This is a genomic window from Methylibium sp. (assembly GCF_013817345.1).
GTDB lineage: Bacteria > Pseudomonadota > Gammaproteobacteria > Burkholderiales > Burkholderiaceae_C > Methylibium.
Map to the genome: position 1 here is coordinate 1 of NZ_JACDCW010000051.1, position 22,317 is coordinate 22,317.

Annotated in this window: 21 protein-coding genes, 1 tRNA gene and 1 pseudogene; 14 read left to right on the plus strand and 9 right to left on the minus strand. The window is 66.6% G+C overall.

Annotation, left to right across the window (positions count from 1 at the left end):
* Nucleotides 1-1,066, plus strand: a pseudogene (locus H0W40_RS11155) (lysine decarboxylase); the annotation flags it as partial.
* Between the two features lie 242 nt (nucleotides 1,067-1,308).
* On the opposite strand, the gene fabI reads toward H0W40_RS11155, so the two are convergent.
* A complete protein-coding gene (gene fabI, locus H0W40_RS11160; RefSeq protein ID WP_292446178.1) occupies nucleotides 1,309-2,097 on the minus strand; it encodes an enoyl-ACP reductase FabI in 789 nt (262 codons plus the stop codon).
* A 263-nt stretch (nucleotides 2,098-2,360) separates the two neighbouring features.
* Here fabI and rimP point away from each other — a divergent pair, with 263 nt between their 5' ends.
* From rimP to H0W40_RS11200, 8 genes are all read left to right on the plus strand, one after another.
* A complete protein-coding gene (gene rimP / locus H0W40_RS11165; RefSeq protein ID WP_292446180.1) occupies nucleotides 2,361-2,906 on the plus strand; it encodes a ribosome maturation factor RimP in 546 nt (181 codons plus the stop codon).
* Nucleotides 2,903-4,381, plus strand: a complete 1,479-nt coding sequence (gene nusA, locus H0W40_RS11170; RefSeq protein ID WP_292446182.1) for a transcription termination factor NusA — start codon at nucleotides 2,903-2,905, stop codon at nucleotides 4,379-4,381. Before rimP ends, nusA begins: the two co-directional genes overlap by 4 nt.
* 58 nt (nucleotides 4,382-4,439) lie before the next feature.
* Nucleotides 4,440-7,280, plus strand: coding sequence for a translation initiation factor IF-2 (gene infB, locus H0W40_RS11175; RefSeq protein ID WP_292446184.1), 2,841 nt, complete (start codon nucleotides 4,440-4,442; stop codon nucleotides 7,278-7,280).
* Between the two features lie 91 nt (nucleotides 7,281-7,371).
* Complete coding sequence (rbfA, locus tag H0W40_RS11180) at nucleotides 7,372-7,767, plus strand: 30S ribosome-binding factor RbfA (protein ID WP_292446186.1); 396 nt, start codon at nucleotides 7,372-7,374, stop codon at nucleotides 7,765-7,767.
* A gap of 48 nt (nucleotides 7,768-7,815) precedes the next feature.
* Nucleotides 7,816-8,838 (plus strand): tRNA pseudouridine(55) synthase TruB, encoded by a 1,023-nt coding sequence (gene truB / locus H0W40_RS11185; protein WP_292446222.1) that lies wholly within the window; start codon nucleotides 7,816-7,818, stop codon nucleotides 8,836-8,838.
* Nucleotides 8,835-10,667, plus strand: a complete 1,833-nt coding sequence (gene typA, locus H0W40_RS11190) for a translational GTPase TypA (RefSeq protein WP_292446188.1) — start codon at nucleotides 8,835-8,837, stop codon at nucleotides 10,665-10,667. Before truB ends, typA begins: the two co-directional genes overlap by 4 nt.
* Before the next feature lie 194 nt (nucleotides 10,668-10,861).
* Complete coding sequence (locus H0W40_RS11195) at nucleotides 10,862-11,761, plus strand: DMT family transporter (RefSeq protein WP_292446191.1); 900 nt, start codon at nucleotides 10,862-10,864, stop codon at nucleotides 11,759-11,761.
* Between the two features lie 85 nt (nucleotides 11,762-11,846).
* Nucleotides 11,847-12,086 carry a hypothetical protein gene (locus tag H0W40_RS11200; RefSeq protein WP_292446192.1) on the plus strand — a complete coding sequence of 80 codons (240 nt, stop codon included), beginning with the start codon at nucleotides 11,847-11,849 and terminating at the stop codon, nucleotides 12,084-12,086.
* A 22-nt stretch (nucleotides 12,087-12,108) separates the two neighbouring features.
* On the opposite strand, the gene H0W40_RS11205 is transcribed toward H0W40_RS11200, so the two are convergent.
* Together H0W40_RS11205 and H0W40_RS11210 are read right to left on the minus strand one after the other, a co-directional pair.
* Complete coding sequence (locus H0W40_RS11205; RefSeq protein ID WP_292446193.1) at nucleotides 12,109-12,360, minus strand: hypothetical protein; 252 nt, start codon at nucleotides 12,358-12,360, stop codon at nucleotides 12,109-12,111.
* Nucleotides 12,361-12,475: 115 nt separating this feature from the next.
* Complete coding sequence (locus H0W40_RS11210) at nucleotides 12,476-13,258, minus strand: 3-hydroxybutyrate dehydrogenase (protein WP_292446195.1); 783 nt, start codon at nucleotides 13,256-13,258, stop codon at nucleotides 12,476-12,478.
* A gap of 57 nt (nucleotides 13,259-13,315) precedes the next feature.
* Here H0W40_RS11210 and H0W40_RS11215 point away from each other — a divergent pair, with 57 nt between their 5' ends.
* From H0W40_RS11215 to H0W40_RS11235, 5 genes are all read left to right on the plus strand, one after another.
* A complete protein-coding gene (locus H0W40_RS11215; RefSeq protein WP_292446196.1) occupies nucleotides 13,316-14,206 on the plus strand; it encodes an alpha/beta hydrolase in 891 nt (296 codons plus the stop codon).
* Nucleotides 14,203-16,500, plus strand: coding sequence for a RelA/SpoT family protein (locus tag H0W40_RS11220; protein ID WP_292446197.1), 2,298 nt, complete (start codon nucleotides 14,203-14,205; stop codon nucleotides 16,498-16,500). Before H0W40_RS11215 ends, H0W40_RS11220 begins: the two co-directional genes overlap by 4 nt.
* Before the next feature lie 38 nt (nucleotides 16,501-16,538).
* A tRNA-Val gene (locus tag H0W40_RS11225) sits at nucleotides 16,539-16,615 on the plus strand.
* A 208-nt stretch (nucleotides 16,616-16,823) separates the two neighbouring features.
* Nucleotides 16,824-17,237 carry an HAD-IA family hydrolase gene (locus H0W40_RS11230; RefSeq protein WP_367153797.1) on the plus strand — a complete coding sequence of 138 codons (414 nt, stop codon included), beginning with the start codon at nucleotides 16,824-16,826 and terminating at the stop codon, nucleotides 17,235-17,237.
* An 84-nt stretch (nucleotides 17,238-17,321) separates the two neighbouring features.
* The gene (locus H0W40_RS11235) at nucleotides 17,322-17,840 is read left to right on the plus strand and encodes a redoxin domain-containing protein (protein ID WP_292446201.1); all 519 of its coding nucleotides are present in this window, start codon (nucleotides 17,322-17,324) and stop codon (nucleotides 17,838-17,840) included.
* A 35-nt stretch (nucleotides 17,841-17,875) separates the two neighbouring features.
* Here the strand turns inward: H0W40_RS11235 and H0W40_RS11240 are convergent, their stop codons facing one another.
* The 6 genes from H0W40_RS11240 to H0W40_RS11265 all read right to left on the minus strand — a co-directional run bounded on the left by H0W40_RS11240 (nucleotide 17,876) and on the right by H0W40_RS11265 (nucleotide 22,009).
* Nucleotides 17,876-18,664 (minus strand): alpha/beta fold hydrolase, encoded by a 789-nt coding sequence (locus H0W40_RS11240; protein ID WP_292446202.1) that lies wholly within the window; start codon nucleotides 18,662-18,664, stop codon nucleotides 17,876-17,878.
* 843 nt (nucleotides 18,665-19,507) lie between these two features.
* Nucleotides 19,508-20,146 (minus strand): TetR/AcrR family transcriptional regulator, encoded by a 639-nt coding sequence (locus tag H0W40_RS11245; RefSeq protein ID WP_292446204.1) that lies wholly within the window; start codon nucleotides 20,144-20,146, stop codon nucleotides 19,508-19,510.
* Nucleotides 20,110-20,427, minus strand: a complete 318-nt coding sequence (locus H0W40_RS11250) for a helix-turn-helix domain-containing protein (RefSeq protein ID WP_292446206.1) — start codon at nucleotides 20,425-20,427, stop codon at nucleotides 20,110-20,112. The genes H0W40_RS11245 and H0W40_RS11250 overlap by 37 nt, the downstream gene beginning before the upstream one ends.
* Complete coding sequence (locus tag H0W40_RS11255) at nucleotides 20,417-20,722, minus strand: transcriptional regulator (RefSeq protein WP_292446207.1); 306 nt, start codon at nucleotides 20,720-20,722, stop codon at nucleotides 20,417-20,419. Before H0W40_RS11255 ends, H0W40_RS11250 begins: the two co-directional genes overlap by 11 nt.
* Before the next feature lie 88 nt (nucleotides 20,723-20,810).
* Nucleotides 20,811-21,446 carry a DUF1109 domain-containing protein gene (locus H0W40_RS11260; RefSeq protein ID WP_292446208.1) on the minus strand — a complete coding sequence of 212 codons (636 nt, stop codon included), beginning with the start codon at nucleotides 21,444-21,446 and terminating at the stop codon, nucleotides 20,811-20,813.
* Nucleotides 21,443-22,009, minus strand: coding sequence for a sigma-70 family RNA polymerase sigma factor (locus H0W40_RS11265; RefSeq protein WP_292446210.1), 567 nt, complete (start codon nucleotides 22,007-22,009; stop codon nucleotides 21,443-21,445). Before H0W40_RS11265 ends, H0W40_RS11260 begins: the two co-directional genes overlap by 4 nt.
* Nucleotides 22,010-22,317: the final 308 nt, after the last annotated feature.

Here is a 22,317-nt window from a genome sequence, read left to right on the forward strand (position 1 = left end):
CGCCGGCCTGAGCCAGGCGTCGCAGGTGCTCGTGCAGGACGCGCAGAACACCCGGCTGGACCGGCACCTGTTCAACGAGGCCTACCTGATGCACACCTCCACCTCGCCGCAGTACGCGATCATCGCCAGCTGCGATGTTGCTGCGGCGATGATGGAGCCGCCGGGCGGCACGGCGCTGGTCGAGGAAAGCATCCTCGAGGCGCTCGACTTCCGGCGCGCCATGCGCAAGGTGGAAAAGGAATTCGGCAACAAGGACTGGTGGTTCCGGGTCTGGGGCCCCGACAAGCTCGCCAGCGAAGGCATCGGCAAGCCCGAGGACTGGATGATCAAGGGCGATGCCAAGTGGCACGGCTTCGGCGATCTGGCGCCCGGGTTCAACATGCTCGACCCGATCAAGTCGACCATCGTCACACCGGGGCTGGACGTGGCGGGGAAGTTCGCCAAGACCGGCATCCCGGCCTCGATCGTCACCAAGTTCCTCGCCGAGCATGGCGTCATCGTTGAGAAGACCGGCCTGTATTCGTTCTTCATCATGTTCACCATCGGCATCACCAAGGGCCGCTGGAACACGATGCTGACGGCGCTGCAGCAGTTCAAGGACGACTACGACCGCAACGCGCCGCTGTGGCGCATTCTTCCGGAGTTCTGCGGCTTTCAGCCGCGCTACGAGCGCATGGGCCTGCGCGATCTTTCACAGAGCATTCACGAGGCCTACGTGGCGGGCGACATCGCGCGGCTTACCACCGAGATGTACCTCTCCGACCTGCAGCCCGCCATGAAGCCGAGCGAGGCGTACTCGCACATCGCTCATCGCAAGACCGAACGCGTCGAGATCGAAGCGCTGGAAGGCCGCATCACGACGTCGCTGCTCACGCCGTACCCGCCCGGCATTCCGCTGCTCATCCCGGGCGAGCGCTTCAACAAGAAGATCGTCGACTACCTGCGCTTCACCCGCGACTTCAACAAGCGCTTCCCCGGTTTCGATACCGACGTGCACGGGCTGGTCGAGGTCGACGGCGCGGACGGTGGGGAGCGTCAGTACTACGTCGACTGCGTGAGGGCTTGACCAGGGTTGGACGGCGAAGCCGGCTGCGGCGCTGCGCTGCGCTCATGTCCCCCGGCCGTGCTGCGCACGGCCTCCTCCTTTACTTCGCTCCGCGCAGCGCCGCAGCCGGCTTCGCCTCGAGCACCGGTGGTGACGGGACGAGGGCCGTGGGCGACCGGCGCAGTGAAGTGAAGTGAAGGAGGCCGGGCATCGCCCGGCCGGAGGACATGAACGGAGCTGGTCGCCGGCTGCCCTTGGCAGGCTCAGCTCTCGACCATCCCGCTGGCCACCCGGCTGAAGCCGGCGTCGACGTAGGTGATCTCGGCGGTCACCCCGGCTGCCAGGTCACTGAGCAGGAAGGCGGCGACGTTGCCCACGTCGTCGATCGTCACATTACGGCGCAGCGGGGCATTGGTCTCGACCACTTCGAGGATCTTGCCGAAGCCCTTGATGCCCGAAGCGGCGAGCGTCTTGATCGGCCCGGCCGAAATTCCGTTGACACGCACGCCCTTCGGCCCGAGGTTGGTGGCCAGATAGCGCACGCTGGCTTCCAGCGAGGCCTTGGCCAGACCCATGGTGTTGTAGTTGGGTACGGCACGCTCTGCCCCCAGATAGGTCAGGGTCAGCAGCGCGGCCTTGTCACGCAACTGCGGTGCCGCCGCCTTGGCCATGGCCGGGAAACTGTAGGCCGAGATGTCGTGGGCGATGCGGAAGGCCTCGCGCGACAGACCCTCCAGAAAATCTCCGGCAATCGCCTCGCGCGGCGCGAAGCCGATGGCGTGCACGAAACCGTCGAAACCCTCGGGCCAGGCGGCGGCCAGCCCGGCGAAGGTGCGTTCGATTTGAGCGTCTTCGGCCACGTCGCAGTCGAAGATCAGCTCGGAGCCAAAATCCCGCGCGAACTCGGTGATGCGGTCCTTGAAACGCTCGCCCTGATAGCTGAAGGCGAGTTCGGCGCCTTCGCGGTGGCAGGCACGGGCGATGCCGTAAGCGATCGAGCGGTTGGAGAGCACTCCGGTAATCAGTAGCCGCTTGCCGGCAAGAAAGCCCATGGGGACTCCATACAGAGGGACAGAGCCTGAAATTCTGGCATGGCGAGGCGTGAATCAGCCGCTCTTGACACCCGTAACTCTTGCCGGTAATGGGCGCTGCGGCTACAATGCGCCTTTCGCTAGACCATAAATTGGGCCGGGGATTTCCAGCCCATTTTTTTTGTCGAAGCACTTTGCAACAGCATCCTCGCGGCGGGGTAAACCCCCAGGAAACCCGATGAGGGACGCGATACCAGATAGTCAAAGAGATCAAATCAGTGTCCTTGTCGTCGAACTGGCAGGCTGCGGTTGAAAAGACCGTCACCGGGCTCGGTTACGAACCGGTGGATTGCGAGCGCGCCTCGCAGGGCTTGCTGCGAGTCTTGATAGATCGCGTTCCCGGCCAAACCTATGAAACGGGCGAGGGCGAGTTCGTGACGGTGGACGACTGCGAGAAAGTGACCCGGCAATTGCAGTACGTGCTGGAAGTCGAAGGCTGCGATTACTCGCGGCTGGAGGTGTCTTCGCCGGGGCTCGATCGTCTGCTGAAGAAGCCCGCCGATTACGAGCGCTTCGTTGGCGAGCGCATTGCGCTCACGCTCAAGTTGGCGTTTGAGGGCCGCAAGCGCTTCGAAGGGGTTGTGCAGTCGGACGGCGAAGGCTGGGCGCTGCATTTCAACGACGGCAAGGTAGATCAAGTGCTGGGATTCACGCTCGACGAGGTCCGCGAAGCCCGGCTGGTGCCGGTGGTGGATTTCAAGGGCCGTGCACGGCAGGCGCAGGGGCCGGCCGGGGCGGCGGTGCAGGAACAGGGAGATCACGAAGAATGAACCGCGAACTGTTGGATTTCGTAGACGCGATTTCGCGCGAGAAGGGTGTCGACCTCGAGGTGGTGTTCGGCGCCGTCGAGGCCGCGCTCGCATCGGCGAGCAAGAAGCTGCAGGGCGGCGAGGCCGACATCCGCGTGGCCGTCGATCGCGACACTGGCGAGTACGAAACCTTCCGCCGCTGGCACGTGGTGCCGAACGAGGCCGGTCTGCAGCTACCCGACTCGGAGATCCTGCTGTTCGAGGCGCAGGAACAGATCGCCGACATCGAGGAGGGCGACTACATCGAAGAGCAGATCGACTCCGTTTCGATCGGCCGCATCGGCGCGCAGGCGGCCAAGCAAGTGATCCTGCAGAAGATCCGCGACGCCGAACGCGAGCAGTTGCTCAACGACTTTCTCTCGCGCGGCGACAAGGTCTTCGTCGGCACCGTCAAGCGCCTGGACAAGGGCGACCTGATCGTCGAAAGCGGCCGGGTCGAAGGGCGCCTCAAGCGCAGCGAGATGATCGCCAAGGAAAACTTGCGCACCGGAGATCGCGTGCGCGCCTTCATTCTGGAAGTCGATACCACCCAGCGCGGCCCGCAGATCATGCTGTCGCGCAGCGCGCCGGGCTTCATGATGGAACTGTTCCGCCACGAGGTGCCAGAGATGGAGCAGGGCCTGCTCGAGATCAAGAGCTGCGCGCGCGACGCCGGCTCGCGGGCCAAGATTGCCGTGGTGTCCTATGACAAACGCGTCGACCCGATCGGCACCTGCGTCGGCGTGCGCGGCTCGCGCGTCAACGGCGTCACCAACGAGCTCGCCGGCGAGCGCGTGGACATCGTGCTGTGGTCGGACGACCCGGCCCAGTTCGTGATCGGTGCGCTCGCGCCGGCCAATGTGCAGTCGATCGTGGTCGACGAGGAAAAGCACGCCATGGACGTGGTGGTCGACGAGGAGAACCTCGCTATCGCCATCGGCCGCGGCGGCCAGAACGTGCGCCTGGCGTCCGAGCTTACCGGCTGGCGCATCAACATCATGAGCGCCGAAGAGTCGCAGGACAAGCAGGCCACGGAATCGGAGACGATCAGAAAACTGTTCGTCGACAAGCTCGACGTCGACGTCGAAGTGGCCGACATCCTCATCGCCGAAGGCTTCACCAGCCTCGAGGAAGTGGCTTATGTGCCGCTGCAGGAAATGCTCGACATGGAGTCCTTCGACGACGACACCGTGCACGAGTTGCGCACCCGCGCCAAGGACGCGCTGTTGACCATGGAAATCGCGCAGGAAGAAAAGCTCGAAGCGGTATCGCAGGACCTGCGAGATCTTGACGGGCTCGACGCCGAAACGATCGCCAAGCTCACCGCGAGCGGCATCGGCACGCGCGACGACCTGGCCGATCTGGCGGTCGACGAACTTACCGAGCTGACCGGCATGCCCGATGACGACGCCAAGGCGCTGATCATGAAGGCGCGCGAGCACTGGTTCACCGTCTGAGCTGCCGCCTCCTAGCTGCCCTCGCCCAAGTTACCGCTCTACCCAAGGACACTCACACATGGCCGTGACCACCGTCGCACAGTTGGCCGCCGAGCTGAACCGCCCGGCTGCGACGCTGCTCGAGCAGCTCCATTCCGCCGGCGTCGCGAAGGCCTCGACGGACGACGCCCTGACCGAAGCCGACAAGGAGCGCTTGCTCGACTACCTGCGCACTGCGCACGGCACCGGCAGCAGCGAGCGCAAGAAGATCACCCTGACCAAGAAGTCGACCACCGAGATCAAGCAGGCCGATGCCTCGGGCAAGGCACGCACGATCCAGGTGGAGGTGCGCAAGAAGCGCACGTTCATCAAGCGTGATGACACGCCCGTGCCGGTCGAGGAGGCCGCACCGAGCGAGCCGGCGATCGACGAAGCGGAGCTGCAAAAGCGCGAGGAAGAGGCCAATCGCCAGGCCGAGCTGCTGCGTCGCCAGGAAGAAGAGATGCTCGAGAAGCGCCGTCTGCGCGAAGAGCAGGAGCGCGCCGAGCGCGAGGCGGCCGAGGCGAGGCAGCAAGCCGCCGCCCAGGAAGCCGCCGCTGCACTGGCCGCTGCCGCTGCGGCGCCTGCGGTCAAGAAGATCAAGGCTTCCGCCGCGGCTCAGGCTGCTCAGGCAGCCGAGCCTGCCGCAGCCCCTACGCCACCGGCCGATCCGCCCAAGCCGATGGTGCGCGTGGTCAAGGCTGCCGACATCGAGGCCGAGGAAAAGCAGCGTGCCACCGATCTGAGCAACCGCCGCAAGGCGGCCGAGGCCGAGGCCGCCGCCATCCGCGCGATGATGAACGCGCCCAAGAAGGTGATGCTCGCCAAGAAACCGGAAGAGGAAAAGCCGAAGGCTGCCGAGATCAAGGGCACGATCCACAAGCCCACCGCCAAGCCGGGCACGGGCGCGCCGGGCGCCCCGGGCACGGCCAAGCCAGGCGACAAGAAATCGGTCAAGTCGGAGAAGCTTTCTTCGAGCTGGGCCGACGATGCGGCCAAGAAGCGCGCCGCACTGAAGGGCCGCAGCGATGGCGGCCGTGGCGGTTGGAAGGCCCCACGCGGCGGACGCCGCGGCGGAGACCGCAGCGACGGCGCGTCCAGCTACGTCGCGCCCGCCGAGGCGCAGGTCTACGAAGTGCACGTGCCCGAGACCATCTCGGTGGCCGACCTGGCCCACAAGATGTCGGTCAAGGCCTCCGAGGTCATCAAGCAACTGATGAAGCTGGGACAGATGGTCACCATCAACCAGCAGCTCGACCAGGAAACGGCCATGATCCTCGTCGAGGAGATGGGTCACAAGGCCTTCACGGCCAAGCTCGACGATCCGGATGCCTTCCTCGAAGAGGACGTCACCACGACCGATGTGGCTGTCGAGTCCCGCGCGCCGGTGGTCACGGTGATGGGCCACGTCGACCATGGCAAGACTTCGCTGCTCGACTACATCCGCACCTCGCGGGTGGCGGCGGGCGAGGCTGGCGGCATCACGCAGCACATCGGTGCGTACCACGTCCAGACGCCGGGCGGCATGATCACCTTCCTCGACACCCCAGGCCACGAAGCCTTCACGCAGATGCGTGCACGCGGCGCGAAGGCGACCGACCTGGTGATCCTGGTGGTGGCTGCCGACGACGGCGTGATGCCGCAGACCAAGGAGGCCATTCACCACGCCAAGGCAGCGGGCGTGCCGATCATCGTGGCGATCAACAAGATCGACAAGCCCGGCACCAACCTCGAGCGCGTGCGCTCCGAGCTGATCGCCGAGCAGGTCGTGCCCGAAGACTTCGGCGGTGATTCGCCCTTCGTGCAGGTTTCGGCCAAGACCGGCCAGGGCATCGACACCCTGCTCGAGCAGGTGCTGCTGCAGGCCGAGGTGCTCGAGCTCAAGGCCCAGGTCGAGGCACCCGCCAAGGGTCTGGTCATCGAAGCCCAGCTCGACAAGGGCCGCGGCCCGGTCGCGACGGTGCTGGTGCAGTCGGGCACGCTCAAGCGCGGCGACGTCGTGCTGGCCGGCTCGACCTACGGCCGCGTGCGCGCCATGCTCGACGAGAACGGCAAGGCGGCCACCGAGGCCGGCCCTTCGATTCCGGTCGAGATCCAGGGCCTCACCGAAGTGCCGCAGGCCGGCGACGAGTTCATGGTGCTGTCCGACGAGCGGCGTGCGCGCGAAATCGCGACCTTCCGCTCCGGCAAGTACCGCGACGTCAAGCTGTCCCGGCAGCAGGCCGCCAAGCTCGAGAACATGTTCGAGAACATGGGCGAGGGCCAGGCGCAGACCCTGGCGTTGATCGTCAAGGCCGACGTGCAGGGCTCGCAGGAGGCGCTCGCCTCCTCTCTGCTCAAGCTCAGCACGGCCGAGGTCAAGGTACAGATCGTGCACGCGGCGGTGGGTGGCATCAGCGAGAGCGACGTCAACCTGGCCATTGCCTCGAAGGCGGTGATCATCGGCTTCAACGTGCGGGCCGACGCCGGCGCGCGCAAGCTGGCCGAGAACAACGCTGTCGACTTGCGCTACTACAACATCATTTACGACGCGGTCGACGAGATCAAGTCGGCAATGACGGGCATGCTCGCTCCGGAACAGCGCGAGGAAGTCATCGGTACGGCCGAGATCCGCACGGTGTTCGTGGCCAGCAAGATCGGCACGGTGGCCGGCTCGATGGTCACTGCCGGGGTGGTGCGCCGCGGTGCGCGCTTCCGCCTGCTGCGCGAGAACGTGGTCGTCTACACCGGCGAGGTCGATTCGGTGAAGCGCATGAAGGACGACGTGCGCGAGGTCGCGAGCGGCTTCGAGTGCGGCATCAAGCTGAAGAACTACAACGACATCAAGGAAGGTGATCAGTTGGAGTTCTTCGAGGTCAAGGAAGTCGCCCGAACGCTGTAAGGCGGTCCTTGCTCTTCGCCGAACAAGCCCCGCCCCCTGAAAAGTGGGCGGGGTTTGGTTTTGGGGCGAGCGGACGATCGGAAAACACACCATGAAGCACAAGCGAGCCATCCCCAACCGCAGCTTTCGCGTGGCCGACCAGATTCAGCGCGATGTGGCGGTGCTGATCCGCGAGCTGAAGGATCCGCGCATCGGCATGGTCACGGTCAATGCGGTCGAGGTCACGCCCGACTATGCGCATGCGAAGGTGTTCTTCTCGGTGCTGATCGGCGATGCCGAGGAATGCGCGACGGCGCTCAACGAGGCCGCCGGCTACCTGCGCAACGGTCTTTTCAAGCGGCTGCAGATCCACACGGTGCCGACGCTGCATTTCCATTTCGATCGGACCACCGAGCGCGCGGCCGACCTGAGCGCGCTGATCAATCAGGCCAACGCCGACCGCGCGAAAGACGCGGACGAGCCGCCACCCGCGGCCAAGGACGACTGAGTGGATACGACCCAAGCCGCCCACCCAGCGCGCCGCCGCGCCGCGCCGATCGCTGCCCCGAAGGCGCCGAGAGCGCCGCGCCGGGCGCTGCACGGCGTGCTGCTGCTCGACAAGCCGCTGGGCTGGTCGAGCAACGATGTGCTGCAGAAGGTCAAGGGCATGCTGCGCGCCGAGAAGGGCGGTCACACCGGCACGCTCGACCCGCTGGCCAGTGGGCTGTTGCCGCTGTGCTTCGGCGCGGCGACGAAGTTTTCGCAGGCCAGCCTGGAGGCCGACAAGACCTACCTCGCCACCCTGCAGCTCGGCGTGACCCGCGTCGGCGGCGACCGCGAAGGCGCGGTACTCGAAACGTGCACCGTTGGCTTCGACAAGGCCGCGCTGCTCGCGGCTTGCGCAGCGCTCACCGGCGAGATCGACCAGTTGCCGCCGATGCACTCGGCTCTCAAGCACGAAGGCCGCGCGCTCTACGAGTACGCGCGCGCCGGCGTCGAGATCGAGCGCACGGCACGTCGAGTCAGCGTTCATCGGCTCGACATCCTGCGCTGGCAGCATGACGCGCTGGAGATCGAGGTTTGCGTCAGCAAGGGCACGTACATCCGCAGCCTGGCCGAGGATCTGGGGCGGCTGCTCGGTTGTGGTGCCCACCTCGCCGCGCTTCGCCGAACAGCCAGCGGGCGGCTCGACGTGGCCGGCGCGATCACGATCGATGGCCTGGCAGCACTGAGCGAGGCCGAGCGCGAGGCCCGCTTGCTTCATCCCGAAGTGCTGCTGGCCGACTGGCCGGCGGTCCGGCTCGCTGCAGACGACGCCGGGCGCTTTCTTTCCGGTCTGCGCCGTCGGGTCGACGAAGCCGATTGCGCCGCAGTGCGCGTCTACGGGCCGGCGCCGGCCGCAGCCGCAGCCGCAGCCGCAGCCGACATGCAAGTGAGCGCCTTTCTCGGCATCGCGCACGTCAAGGCCGGCGAACTGATCCCGGGGCGGCTGTTGAGCCCGCCCGAAGTACAGGCCCTGCTGCAGACTGCCGCCGCGCAGGCCGAACCGAATGAATTCAAGCAAGTGAGCACGACATGACCACCAGTGACAACGCCCGACAGATCCGCAACATCGCCATCATCGCCCACGTGGACCATGGCAAGACGACCCTGGTCGATCAGCTGCTGCGCCAGAGCGGCACCTTCCGCGAGAACGAGAAGGTGGCCGAGCGCGTGATGGACAGCAACGACATCGAGAAGGAGCGTGGCATCACCATCCTCTCGAAGAACTGCGCCGTCGAGTGGAAGGGCACGCACATCAACATCGTCGATACCCCCGGGCACGCCGACTTCGGCGGCGAGGTCGAGCGCGTGCTGTCGATGGTCGACAGCGTGCTGCTGCTGGTCGATGCGGTCGAAGGTCCGATGCCGCAGACCCGATTCGTCACGAAGAAGGCGCTGGCGCTCGGCCTGAAGCCCATCGTCGTGGTCAACAAGGTGGACCGCAACGGCGCGCGTCCCGACTACGTCATCAACGCCACGTTCGACCTGTTCGACAAGCTGCATGCCACCGAAGAGCAGCTCGACTTCCCCGTCATCTACGCCTCGGGCCTGAACGGCTGGGCGACGCTGACGCCGGGCGAGGTCGGAGCCGACCTGGCGCCGCTGTTCGACGCGGTGCTGCAGCACGTGCCGCCGCACGAGGGCGATCCGGAGGGGCCGCTGCAGCTGCAGATCTGCTCGCTCGACTACTCCACCTTCGTCGGCCGCATCGGCATCGGCCGGATCAACCAGGGCACCTTGAAGCCGATGCAGGACGTGTCGGTGTTCTCCGGCGAGGACAGCATCCCCTTCAAGGCACGCGTCAACCAGGTGCTCAAGTTCGACGGACTTGAACGCATTCAGGCAAGCGTTGCCGGCCCCGGCGACATCGTGCTGATCAACGGCATCGAGGACATCGGTATCGGCGTCACGCTGACCGACATCGACGACCCGCAACCGTTGCCCATGCTCGAGGTGGACGAGCCGACGCTGACCATGAACTTCTGCGTCAACAACTCGCCGCTTGCAGGCCGCGAAGGCAAGTTCGTGACCAGCCGTCAGATCCGAGACCGGCTCGACCGTGAGCTGCAGTCCAACGTGGCGCTGCGCGTGAAGGACACCGACGAGGACGGTATCTTCGAGGTATCGGGTCGCGGCGAACTGCACCTGACCATCCTGCTCGAGAACATGCGCCGCGAGGGCTACGAGCTGGCCGTCTCGAAGCCGCGCGTGGTGTTCCACGAAGAAGGCGGCGAACGCCACGAGCCGATGGAGATGGTCACCGCAGACATCGAAGAGCAGCACCAGGGCGGCGTGATGCAGGCGCTGGGCCTGCGCAAGGCCGATCTGGTGAACATGGAGTCCGACAGCATGGGCCGCGTGCGGCTGGAGTACCGCATCCCGGCGCGCGGGCTGATCGGCTTTTCCAACGAGTTCATGAACCTCACGCGCGGCACCGGCCTCATCAGCAACATCTTCGACGGCTACGAGGCCTACAAGGGCGAGCTCGAAGGCCGCAAGAACGGCGTGCTGATTAGCCAGGACGACGGTGAGATCGTGACCTATGCGCTCGGCAAGCTCGACGACCGCGGGCGCATGTTCGTCAAGGCGGGCGATCCGGTCTATGAAGGCATGCTGGTGGGCATCCATTCGCGCGACAACGACCTGGTGGTCAACGCGGTGCGTGCCAAGCAGCTCACCAACTTCCGCGTCAGCGGCAAGGAAGACGCGATCAAGATCACGCCGCCGATCCAGCTCAGCCTGGAGTACGCGGTGGAGTTCATCGCCGACGACGAGCTGGTGGAGATCACGCCCAAGTCGATCCGGCTGCGCAAGCGGTACCTGAAGGAGCATGACAGGAAGCGTGCGAGCCGTGAGGCGGCTTGAGCGCTGCACGCTGGGTACCCCTTTGCGGCGTGCTTACCGCACCCCCGCCTTGCAGGCCGCGCCCTCGCAGGAGCTCGGGCCCTTCGAGCCGTCAACCGTCTTCAGGACGGTCGGAGCCGCGGCTCTCAGCCCCCGCCGGGCGGGGGTTCTGTCTAGACAAACGCCCGGGCCGCTTCGCGGCCCTCTGAGAACCGATGACCCACCGTCGTGCGGTTGCGCTGATGGTGCTGGTGACCTTGCTGTGGAGCATTGCGGGCGTGGTCACGCGCCATCTGGATGCGGCACGCAGCTTCGAGGTAACCTTTTGGCGCAGCCTGTTCAACGCGCTGGCGCTGGCCGTGGGCCTGGCCTTGATCCGCGGGCCGACGCTATGGCGGGGGCTGATCGGCGCGGGGTGGCCGCTATGGGTGTCTGGAGTGTGCTGGGCGGTGATGTTCACCGCCTTCATGGTGGCGATCACGCTGACCACGGTGGCCAATGTGCTCATCACCATGGCGATTGCTCCGCTGGTCACCGCACTGTTCGCGCGCCTGTTTCTTCGGCATCGGCTTCCCGTTCGGACCTGGGTCGCGATCACGGTCGCAGGTACGGGCATCGGCTGGATGTTCGGCAGCGAGGTCGGCAATGCCGGTGCCTCCCTGATCGGCACGCTGGTCGCACTGGCTGTGCCGATCGCCGCGGCCGTCAATTGGACGGTGCTCCAGCACATCCGTCAGGAACGGGCTGACTTCGCCGGCCGAGCTCCAGGGGCAGCGCCGGACATGCTGCTGGCGGTGCTCATCGGCGCGCTGCTGTCGGCCGCAGTCAGCTTGCCGCTGGCTTGGCCGCTGCAGGCCAATGCCCACGATCTGGGGCTGCTGGCGGTGCTGGGCGTCGTGCAACTCGCGATTCCCTGCCTCCTGGTCGTCCAGCTGAGCCGGGTTTTGCCGGCGCCCGAGATCGCTCTGCTGGCGCTGCTCGAAGTGCTGTTCGGCGTCGCCTGGGTCTGGCTCGGCGCCGGCGAGCGACCGGCGACCACGGCGCTCGGCGGCGGTGCGCTGGTGCTGGGTGCGCTGGTCGCCAATGAGACGCTGGCACTGCGCAGGCGCCGTTGAGGAGCGGCGCGCAAGCGTGCGTTGCGGGACGAACGGGCGTTGTGCGCGATGCTAGGCTGAGCGCCCGCGCCGGAAGGAGCCCGTCATGCAGCCGCCCGCACGCTATCTGGTACTCATCGAGACCGACGGCGCCATGCTTGCGCGGCTGTTCGATTCCGGCTTGGTACAGCGCGCCGAGATCGATGCGGCTTCGGAAGAAGTCGCGGTAATGACGGCCGGCCTAAGCCCCGAGCGCGGTGCCGTGGCACCTGCCTGGGCCGCCGCGCTTTCCGGCCACAGCGAAACCGAGCGCGCTGCCGCGCTGATCTACACGCTCGACGTCTGATCGGTGTGAGCGCAACCCGAATTCAGCGAGCCAGGGCCACCTCCTCGAGCCTGATCGCCTGCCGGCCGACGCCCATGGCGTGCTTCAGCGCCTGATCCGGCTGCGCGAAACGGTGTCCGCCGGAGAGCCGGTCGCTGCTGAACACGCGCCGCGGCGCCTGGCCCGGGCCCCGGATCTCATGCACTTCGACGGCGGCGGTGTAGCCGCCATGCGGACCGTCGATGGCTCCGGCATAGATTCGAAAGTCTCCGATATCGCGCTCTTGCAGATTCATGGCCGTCTCCGGTGTGCCTGACCGGGGAATAGTCGGCGACGAATCGCGCCTTGCCATCGGCCGAAGGAGGGCACTCTCAAGGGGGTGGTGATCGGCGGTTGCCTGAATTTTTTCGCTACTGTGCCGTCCAACCGCCGTCCACCGCCCAGGCCACGCCCTTGACGTTCGCCGCTGCGGGTGAACACAGAAAAACCGCCAGCTCGCCGAGCTGCTCGGGCGTGGTGAACTGCAGCGAGGGCTGCTTTTCGCCGAGCAGGTCTTTTTCGGCGGCGTCAACCGAGAGGCCCTCGCGGGCGGCGCGCTCGTCGATCTGCTTTTGCACCAGCGGCGTGAGCACCCAGCCGGGGCAGATGGCATTGACGGTGATGCCGCTCGTGGCCGTCTCGAGCGCTACCGACTTGGTGAAGCCGACGATGCCGTGCTTGGCCGCCACGTATGCCGACTTCGCCGCCGAGGCCACCAGGCCGTGCGCCGACGCGATGTTGATGACGCGGCCCCAGTTCTTCGCCCGCATGCCCGGTATGGCCAGCCGGGTGGTGTGGAAGGCCGAGCTGAGGTTGATGGCGATGATCGCGTCCCACTTGGCGGCGGGAAACTCCTCGACCGCGGCCACATGCTGAATGCCGGCGTTGTTGACGAGGATGTCGACGCCGCCGAAGTCGGCCGCCGCGAACGCCATCATGGCTTCGATCTCGGCCGGCTGGCTCATGTCGGCGCTGTGGTAGCCGACGCGGCCCCCGTGCGCCTGCCCCGCCTCGCGCACCTGAGCTTGCGCGCCGTCGCTGTCGCCGAAGCCGTTAAGGATCACGTTGGCGCCCTGGCGCGCCAAGCCGAGCGCGATGCCCAGGCCGATGCCGCTGGTGGAGCCGGTGACGAGGGCGGTCTTGCCTTTGAGCATGCTGGATCCTTTCGTTGCTGCGTTGGTTAGCATCATTATCCGAATGAGGACCCTGCCATGACCGAACCCCGCCTCGACTTCGTTCACTGCCTCGACGCCGGCGGCCTGCACCGCATGGCTTACTGGGAGTGGGGCGAGCGCGGCAACCCGCGCGTGGTGGTCTGCGTGCACGGCCTCACTCGCCAGGGCCGCGACTTCGACACCTTGGCACGCGCGCTGGCCACCGAGTACCGCGTGATCTGCCCCGACGTGGCTGGCCGCGGCCGCAGCGACTGGCTGACCGAACCGATGGCCTACGGCATACCGACCTATGTGTCCGACATGGTCGCACTCATTGCCCGATTGGGCGTGCAGCAGGTGGATTGGGTCGGGACCTCGATGGGCGGCTTGATCGGGCTCGGCCTGGCCGCGTTGCGCGACGGCGACGGCAGCTCGCTGGTCGGCCGACTGTTGCTCAACGACGTGGGGCCGGCACTGCGTGCCGAGGCGATCGAGCGCATCGGCAGCTACGTCGGCGTGCCGAAGCGCTACGCCAGCGTGGACGAGGCGGCCGACTACTTGTGGAGCATCTCGCAGGGTTTCGGGCCGCACACCCGCGAGCAATGGCTGGCATTGACGCGGCCGCAGCTCCGCGAGATCGAGGACGAGCAGGGCAAGGACTTCGTCTCCCACTACGACCCGCGCATCGCGCTGCCCTTCAAGGCCGCGACGCCCGAGCTGGCCGCGCTCGGCGAGGCAGCGTTGTGGCAGCGCTATGACTCGCTGACGTGCCCCACGCTGGTCATCCGCGGCGCCGACTCCGACCTGCTCTCGCGCGAAACCGCTCGCGCGATGACCGAGCGCGGCCCGAGGGCGCGGCTGGTCGAGCTGCCCGGCGTCGGCCATGCCCCGACCCTGGTGGCCGACGACCAGGTGGCGTTGGTGCGGGAGTTCCTCGGCTTGCCATGAAGACCGGTCTCGCGGATGGCGTCTCCAGCACGGCGCCGATCGTGCAACTGGCCGGCGGGGCGGGCGAGGGGCCCGAGCCTGCCGCCGCGAACGAGGCGGACGCTGCGCAGCTCGAGCTCGCGGTGCTCACCCGTGCGCGCGCCTTTGCCGAGCCGCTTCTGGCCACAGCCCAGCTCGACACCGGCGAAAACGCGCTCGCTCACGCCGACGGCCTGGCTGCCATCCTGCAGGCCATCGGTGCCGCGCCATCGATGTGCGCTGCCGCTTATCTGGTTTACGCCGGCGACTACCTGTCCCGGCCCGAGGACGTCATCGCCAAGGCCTTCGGCGAGAGCTACGCCAGCCTGGTCACGCACACCCGCAAGCTGGTGCAGGCCCAGCGCAATGCGCGCGAGGCGATGGACGAAGGTGCGCTCGATGCCGCACAGCAGGCCGCGCAGATCGAGCGCGTGCGCAAGATGCTGCTCGCCTTCTCGCGTGACCTGCGCGTCGTCCTGCTGCGCCTGGCCTCCCGCCTGCAGACCCTGCGCTGGCATGCGGCCAGCAAGCAGCCTTGCCCGAAGGCGCTGGCGCGCGAATCGGCGCAGGTGTTCGCGCCGCTGGCCAACCGCCTGGGCATCTGGCAGATCAAGTGGGAGATCGAGGACCTGGCGTTTCGCTTCCTGCAGCCGGGCGAATACCAGCGCATCGCTCGCCTGCAAGGGGAAAAGCGCGTCGAGCGCGAAGAGGAGGTCGAGGCTGCGCGCCGCCGGCTCGAAGCTGTGCTGAATGCCGCCGGCCTGCGCGCGCTGGTGCAGGGGCGGCCCAAGCACCTCTACAGCATCTGGAAAAAGATGCAGGGCAAGCAGCTCGCGTTCGACGAAGTGCTGGACGCGCGTGCGCTGCGGGTGATCGTCGATGACGTTGCCGCCTGCTACGCCGCGCTCGGCCGCGTGCAGCAGCTCTGGCGCACCGTTCCCGAGGCTTTCGACGACTACATCGCCCGACCCAAGCCCAATGGCTACCAGTCGCTCCACACCGTGGCGCTCGACGAGCGCAGCCGTGCCATCGAAATCCAGATCCGCACCGCCCAGATGCACGAGCACGCCGAGAGCGGCGTGGCCGCGCACTGGGCCTACAAGGAGGCCGGTGCCCGCGGCTATGCCGGCGTGAGCGCCGGCGGCGACTTCGAGGACCAGGTGGCACAGGCCCGCAAGGCGGTGCTGCGCCAGTTGCTGGCTTGGGAGCGCGAGGTCGTGGCCGAGCCGCAAGGCACCGGCAGCGCCGGCACGGGCGCCGGCGAAGGCCTGTTCGACGACCGCATCTACGTCTTCACGCCGCAGGCCTCGATCATCGAGCTGCCGACGGGCGCGACGCCGGTGGACTTCGCCTACACGCTGCACACCGATCTCGGCCACCGATGCCGCGGCGCGCGCGTCGATGGTGCGATGGCGCCGCTCAACACGCCGCTGCAGAGCGGGCAGACCGTCGAGGTGGTCGCCGCGAAGGAGGGTGGGCCGTCGCTCGACTGGCTCAACAGCGAACTCGGCTACCTGCGCAGCACGCGCGCCCGGACCAAGGTGCGCGCCTGGTTCAACGCGCTGGCGCAGCGGCAGACCATCGCGCGCGGCCGTGAGGCGGTCGAAAAAATCCTGCAGCGTGAGGGCCGCACGGCCGTCAAGCTGGAAGACCTGGCGAGCCAGCTCGGTTTCCGCACGGCCGATGCACTGTTCGAAGTGGTGGGCAAGGACGAGTTCTCGCTGCGCAACATCGAGAACCTGCTGCGCCCGCCCGAGCCGCAACCCGACGCCGACGAATTGCTCACCCAGCGCCTGAGCCGGGGACCGCGCGGCGATGCGACGCCCCGAGGCGGCGTGCTCGTGGTCGGCGTCGAGTCGCTGCTGACTCAGCTTGCGCGCTGCTGCAAGCCGGCGCCGCCCGACACCATCGGGGGCTACGTGACGCGCGGCAAGGGCGTGGCCGTCCACCGCGCGAGCTGTGCGAACTTTCGGCAGATGGCGCGGCGCACTTCGGAGCGTGTGATTCCCGTCGCATGGGGCAGTCCACGCGTCGGCGAGTCGGCGGTGTACCCGGCCGACGTGATCGTCGAGGCGGCCGACCGGCAGGGCCTGCTGCGTGACCTTTCGGAGCTGTTCGCCAAGGAGAAGATGAACGTCGTGGGCGTGCAGACGCGCAGTCTCAAGGGCAGCGCGTGGATGAGCTTCACGGTCGAGGTTGCCGACTCGGCGCGACTGCAGGCGGTGCTGGTTTCGGTGTGCCGAATCGACGGCGTGCGCAGCGCGCGGCGGCGCTAGAAACGCGGTTTTGCCATGCTAGACTTCCGCCCTTATTCAGGCGCGTAGCTCAGCTGGTTAGAGCACCACCTTGACATGGTGGGGGTCGTTGGTTCGAGTCCAATCGCGCCTACCAGATTTGGTAGTGATGAAGCCCGGCAAGTCCTTGACTCGCTGGGCTTTTTTCATTTCCGCTGCAATGTGCCGACAGTGTTTTGGGCGTGGCTGGCTCGCGCTGACCGCCCCCTCAGTGTGGCCAAAAGGGGCCGCGGTGTACACCGCCGCTGTACACCGTTGATGCGCACCGCAGACCAGGATCGCTGGCCGAAGACGCCAGACAGGCGCTGAGCGCCATGCGCAGTCTTGCGCCGCATCCCGATGTGCTGCCTTCACTGGAGCGCCTGAGGCGCGCGGGCTACCGTCTGGCAACCCTGACCAAGTCATCGAAGGCGGGGGTCGACGCTCAGCTCGAGCATGCCGGGCTCGCGGGTTTTTTCGAGCGACAGTTGAGCGTCGAGACGCCGCAATTGTTCAAGCCGCATGCTGCCGTCTATGGCTGGGCAGCCGAGGAGATGAAAGTCGCTCCGTCGGCGTGCATGCTGGTGGCGGCGCACGGGTGGGATGTGGCGGGCGCCAAGTGGGCTGGCCTGCAGGCCGCATTCATCGCGCGTGAGGCCCAGCAGAAGTTTCCACTGGCCGACGCCCTGGACATCGACGTGGCCGACCTTGCTGCACTTGCCGACGCTCTTGCCGCCTGATGCGACTCGCGAAAGCACCATTGATCGGGCAGACGGACACCTTGTTCGGGCGCGGATTCAATCAACCGAACATATAAAGGACAGATGATGGACATCAATAAATGGCCCGCAGGCGAGAAGTTCCCGGCGATGGTCTGGCATTCCGTCTCCGGCGAGCGCGTGGCGCCTGCGGAGCGCTCGGGCTGGCGATCTCTCATCATTTATCGCGGGAAGCACTGCCCTCTCTGCAAGACCTATCTCAACACGCTCAACGAGATGCTCGCCGAATTCGATGCGGCGAAGATTGCCGTGTCGACGCTTTCGGCCGACAGCAAGGAAAAAGCCGAAGCTCAAGTGACCGAATGCGGCTGGACGTTTCCGGTGGGTTATGGGCTGTCGATCGACGAGATGCGCCAACTCGGGCTGTACATCTCGGAGCCGCGCTCGCCGCAGGAGACCGATCGTCCTTTTGCAGAGCCCGCGTTGTTCGTGATCAACCCGGATGGAAAGACCCAGATCATCGACATCTCCAACGCTCCTTTCGCCCGCCCGGATCTGAAGTCGCTGCTGAAGGGACTCCAGTTCGTGATGAGCAATGACTACCCGATTCGGGGGCGGGCCTGAGCAGGTGATCCGGCCGGACATCGCCGTCGGTGCGCTCAGGCGAACTTGCCGACCTCATGCAGCAACAACCCGATCTCTTCCGCAATGATGTCGGGATGATCCTCTGGCGTGAAGTGCCGGCCTCCGGCGATCTGCCGCAGCGGCGCCAGGAGATCACGCGCGAATCGCTCGCCGTATCGAAGTTTCTGGAACGGATCGGCGGTCCCCCACGCGATTCGCGCCGGCAGCCGCAAATGCGGCAACTCCCCGGCGATCCCTAGAGTGTCCTGCGCCCGGAGCGCATCGATTTGCCGGATCAACGCCTGCGCGCCGCCATGTCGCGCGTAAGGGGCCCAATGAACTTCGAGCGACTCGGCGATGCGCGAGCGATCGTCGTGGCCGCGGACCATCAACGTGGCGATGATCTGCTTTGCGACTGCATTCGGGAGGCGCCGAACGAGCGGGCCTGCCGCCCGCAGCGCCTTGACGCTGGGGATAGGCCACGAGTCGTAGCCGATCGCGTTGGTCAGAAAGAGCCCGCGGCAAAAGCCCGGATGGCGCAAAGCCGCGATCTGAACGACGCCGCCTCCGAGGTCGTGCCCTGCGAGTACCGCCGTGTTCACCCCGATTGTTTTGGCCCAGGCGAAGAGATAGTCGGCCTGGCGTGCGACCGAGATGTCGCGCCCGCGTCCGTCGGGAATGGAGGCTCCGTAGCCGACCATCTCGAACGCCAGACAGCGTGCACCCGCGATGCGCGGCACCACATGGCGCCAGAGTGCCGGGGAAGTCGGGATCCCGTGAACAAAGATGACGGGAACGCCGGCGCCTTGCTCCTCCCACCTCATCTTGATCCCGTCGACTACTGCTGTATGGGTCTGCATGGATTTCCAGTGGGCCGCGGGGCGCAATCACTGCCGGACGCTGCCATGCCTAGTTTTTGCGCGCACGCGCCATGACCGAAATCACTGCTGCGGTGGCGACACCGAGCGTCGCCCATCACCGCGAAAGTGCGCCACTCGGGCCGCAGCGGTCGATACAGATCGGCAAGCCAGCGACACCGCCATCGGCGGCGCGGATCGCCACAGATCGCTCTTCGCCCGAGGTCCCGCGCGTGCCACATCTTTTCGTCCGGGCTTGTCGCCTGTTCGCGCTGCTCGCCCGAATGCGCCTCGCGCACATGAAGCATGACGAAGTCGTCCCGCGTCGGTCAGCGGCAGGTCGAAGCTCGGCAGCGGGTCGCCGGGTCGCGGTGCGTCGTCGCGGAAACCGAGGTCCTCGATCAGAACCTTCGGGGTGGCGTGACGATAGCCGTAGTCGACGTTGGACTGGCTCGCAGTGTTCATCCTGCCTCTCCGATTCGTTGCGGCGGGAAGTGAAGGGCCTCGCCGGACAACCTGTCCCGCCGGCGAATCCCTTGCGGTCTTCGCCGCCGGTCACGGTGCCAGGGCAAACAGCCTGCCTTCATGCGGTCCTGCGCCCGCGGATGCTCGCGCGCCGAGCGAATCTTCGCGTGCAGTAGGTTTTGTACCGGTTTGTACGAAATGCTGCACGAACGGCGAAACGAACTGCGCGTGGCAGGCCGTGCGTGTACGACCGTCTTCTCGAGGGCCGCACGCACCCGACAGACGGCGGGCGGGAAAACGTCTGCTCGAGGACATGTGGCCCGCGCCGCGTCCGGCGCTTCGCCGTCAGCGTCGCCGCTCGAGGCGGCCGCGCTGTTGCGCCGGGCGCTTGGCGCCTGGCGGGAACAGCGCGTCAGCGGTCTGCCGGGCAGCGCCTCTCAACCACTTCCTAGGCAGTCCGGCCTTCGTGAATGTCCGCAGCCCGGCGAGCATGGTGCAAACCGATGTTGCCACGTGCAGCGGCTCGGCAGCAGGGTCCACTTCGCCATCGCGCTGAGCCTGCACGACCCGCTCCGCGATCGCCTGCACTTTCCTGGCAATGCCCTCCTGCACGACTCGTCCGACGGCTGCCTGCCCCGTCGAGCCCTCGACGGCGGTATCGAGCAGCAAACAGCCGCGACCTTCATGGTTGTCGTCGATCACGCGCGCCAGCAGCGAATTCACGATGTCGCGGAACGAAGGACCGGCAAGCACTTCGCGCAACGCAGCAAGGTTCATCTCGGAGTAGCGCTCGATCGCCTTGACGACAAGCGCTTCCTTGGTGCTATAGCTGTTGTAGAAGGAGGAGCGGGCGAGCCCGGTCGCCTCCAGCATTTCGGCAACGGTCATCGCTTGCACGCCTCGCGCCCAACAGGCCCGCATCGCGTTTTCGATGACTCGGCTCTCGTCTAACTCGATCGGACGTCCCATGCTTGCGTCATCCATGGCATTGCACATGCCTCGCCCCACAACCACCCTATTGTCGCCGATGCCAACAGCGTGCGTGCGGCACCCGTTGGCTCCCGGCGCCCCTGCTCCCAGTCTTGAAGAGTCCGCGCCGACACGCCAAGCAGTTGCGCGAACTCCTGCTGCGATAGACCAACACTGGCTCTTGCTTCGGCTGCCGCAGGCAGCTTGACCTTCGTAACGTGCGCGGCTTGGCCGCGCCGCATTTGCTTGACCGACGCCAGGAGGTCGGCTTGAAACTTTTGAACTTCAGATTGCATCTTCAACCCCTTTCTTCAACTGCGCGAGGAAGGACGCGGGCAGATTGTCGAACTTCGCCTTTGAGTAAACGATCAGCAGCCACACCGCCCCGTCGGGCGCGAGGAAGTAGATGACACGCGCACCGCCGCGCTTGCCCGTACCCGACCTCGACCACCTGACCTCACGACAACCGCCAGACTCACGAATGATGTCTCCGGCTTCTGGGTTGACAGCGATGAAGTTGATGAACTCTTGGCGCTCGGTGTCAGACCAGACCTCTGCCGCATACCGAACAAAGACAGGCGTTTTCGCCAACCGTGCGCATGTCGTGTGCTACGGCATTGCCGTATTCAGCGCACGTTCGTCCCTGAGGCCGCCGTTCGTGACGCCCAACGTTGGCGCCTTACCAGCGAAGAACGCGCGGGCCGAGAAACGCGCCCACACCCGCCGCCAGCCCGATACCGAGCGAGTACCACACCGCCACGAAAACCGCGGACGTTTCGGGGCAGGCAAACGCATAGCCCCCGGCCCCCAGGGCACCGGCCAGCAGCCCGGCGGCACAACCGGCCGCGCGGGGCCGTGTCGGCGCGAGTTCCCGCAGTGCCCACAGGGCGCCGGCCAACGCCGGCATCGACAACGCCAGCACGTTCCAGGGGCAGGCGACCCACGATGAGCCGAACAGCGCCGCCAGCCGCTCGGCTTCGGGCGTCGTGGCCCAGGCGCTTGCTCCCAGCGCAGCCATCACAAGCACCACGGCCGCGATCAGCCGCGCGGGAATGGCCGGCCTCGAGACCGGCCGCGCCAGCCGCGCGGTCAGCCAAGCTGCCGCCAGCGCCAGCAGGCCGGCGTAGGCCAGCTTGATCCAGGGTGCTGGCGTGTCCAGCATCTCTCGGGGGAAGGGCCCCATCAGGGCCAGCGCCAGTGCCGCGCTGGTCAACACACCGAGTACGCCGACAGGGATCAGGCGCCGGGCGGCCACGGCCTGCGGTGCGGGCCCCGCGCCCCTCGCCAGCATCTCGATCAAGTGATCCGTCTTCATCCTTTTTCCCTGACCAGAAAAGCCAGCCTTTTCAGGCCCCGGTGCACCTGGACCTTGATCGCCGATTCGGAAGCGCCGGTGCGCTGCGACGCTTCGGCGACCGACAAGCCTTGCAGCTTGGTGAGCACGATCGCAAGCCGTTGCGCCTCGGGCAGTTCATCGAGCAGCTTGGCCAGATCGCGCTGCGCCTCGCCTTGCGACGCGGTGGTGGCAGGCAGCACGGCTTCGTCCGCCTCGTCCAGCGGATCGTGCAGCGCGTCCTGCCGGCCACGGCGACGCCACAGGTCCACCAACTTGTGGCGGCCAATGGCCAGCACCCAGCTGCTGACGGGCAGCGCAGGGTCGTAGGTGCCGCGCTGCAGGTGCAGCGCGAGCAGGGTTTCCTGCACCAGATCCTCCACATCGTCCGGCAAGCTCTGCATGCGGCGGCGCAGATAGCCGCGCAAGCGTGTGGCAATGCGTGCGAGCGCCTCGCGATACGCCGCTTCGTCACCCGACTGGGCGCGCAACCAGAGCGGCTTCAGGCCGGATTCAAAGTCGTTCTGGTGGGCGTCATCGGACATTTCGTCGCGCGGGTCGTTTTCGTTACAGCGAGCCGACGCCGGCCGAGGAAACGGCCGCACGAGACAACACACTTCGCACGATTGTGCTGCCGGTGTAGCGGACGCCCAGACACCGGCGGCTGCGCATGGGTCATGAGCCTTGCATCGAGCCCGGTCTGCCCGCAAGGCCTGACTGGGCGCTCGGCTGGCGCGCCGACGCACCCTCTCGGCGAGCGTCGACTCGGTCCTGTGCAAGGTGTCGACCACGGCGACGGACAGCACGCCCGGCGTGGTCCGCCTGTCCACCGGCAGCAGTCTTCGCGTCCTTG

Bases quoted from the DNA above. Each gene is read 5' to 3' on its own strand.
- H0W40_RS11200 (WP_292446192.1), top strand. From the start codon at position 11,847: ATGCAGCCGCCCGCACGCTATCTGGTACTCATCGAGACCGACGGCGCC.
- rbfA (WP_292446186.1), top strand. From the start codon at position 7,372: ATGAAGCACAAGCGAGCCATCCCCAACCGCAGCTTTCGCGTGGCCGAC.
- H0W40_RS11205 (WP_292446193.1), bottom strand. From the start codon at position 12,360: ATGAATCTGCAAGAGCGCGATATCGGAGACTTTCGAATCTATGCCGGA.
- H0W40_RS11215 (WP_292446196.1), top strand. From the start codon at position 13,316: ATGACCGAACCCCGCCTCGACTTCGTTCACTGCCTCGACGCCGGCGGC.
- H0W40_RS11235 (WP_292446201.1), top strand. From the start codon at position 17,322: ATGATGGACATCAATAAATGGCCCGCAGGCGAGAAGTTCCCGGCGATG.
- H0W40_RS11210 (WP_292446195.1), bottom strand. From the start codon at position 13,258: ATGCTCAAAGGCAAGACCGCCCTCGTCACCGGCTCCACCAGCGGCATC.
- typA (WP_292446188.1), top strand. From the start codon at position 8,835: ATGACCACCAGTGACAACGCCCGACAGATCCGCAACATCGCCATCATC.
- H0W40_RS11265 (WP_292446210.1), bottom strand. From the start codon at position 22,009: ATGTCCGATGACGCCCACCAGAACGACTTTGAATCCGGCCTGAAGCCG.
- fabI (WP_292446178.1), bottom strand. From the start codon at position 2,097: ATGGGCTTTCTTGCCGGCAAGCGGCTACTGATTACCGGAGTGCTCTCC.
- H0W40_RS11250 (WP_292446206.1), bottom strand. From the start codon at position 20,427: ATGCAATCTGAAGTTCAAAAGTTTCAAGCCGACCTCCTGGCGTCGGTC.
- nusA (WP_292446182.1), top strand. From the start codon at position 2,903: ATGAACCGCGAACTGTTGGATTTCGTAGACGCGATTTCGCGCGAGAAG.
- H0W40_RS11240 (WP_292446202.1), bottom strand. From the start codon at position 18,664: ATGAGGTGGGAGGAGCAAGGCGCCGGCGTTCCCGTCATCTTTGTTCAC.
- H0W40_RS11220 (WP_292446197.1), top strand. From the start codon at position 14,203: ATGAAGACCGGTCTCGCGGATGGCGTCTCCAGCACGGCGCCGATCGTG.
- H0W40_RS11245 (WP_292446204.1), bottom strand. From the start codon at position 20,146: ATGGATGACGCAAGCATGGGACGTCCGATCGAGTTAGACGAGAGCCGA.
- H0W40_RS11260 (WP_292446208.1), bottom strand. From the start codon at position 21,446: ATGAAGACGGATCACTTGATCGAGATGCTGGCGAGGGGCGCGGGGCCC.
- infB (WP_292446184.1), top strand. From the start codon at position 4,440: ATGGCCGTGACCACCGTCGCACAGTTGGCCGCCGAGCTGAACCGCCCG.
- H0W40_RS11195 (WP_292446191.1), top strand. From the start codon at position 10,862: ATGACCCACCGTCGTGCGGTTGCGCTGATGGTGCTGGTGACCTTGCTG.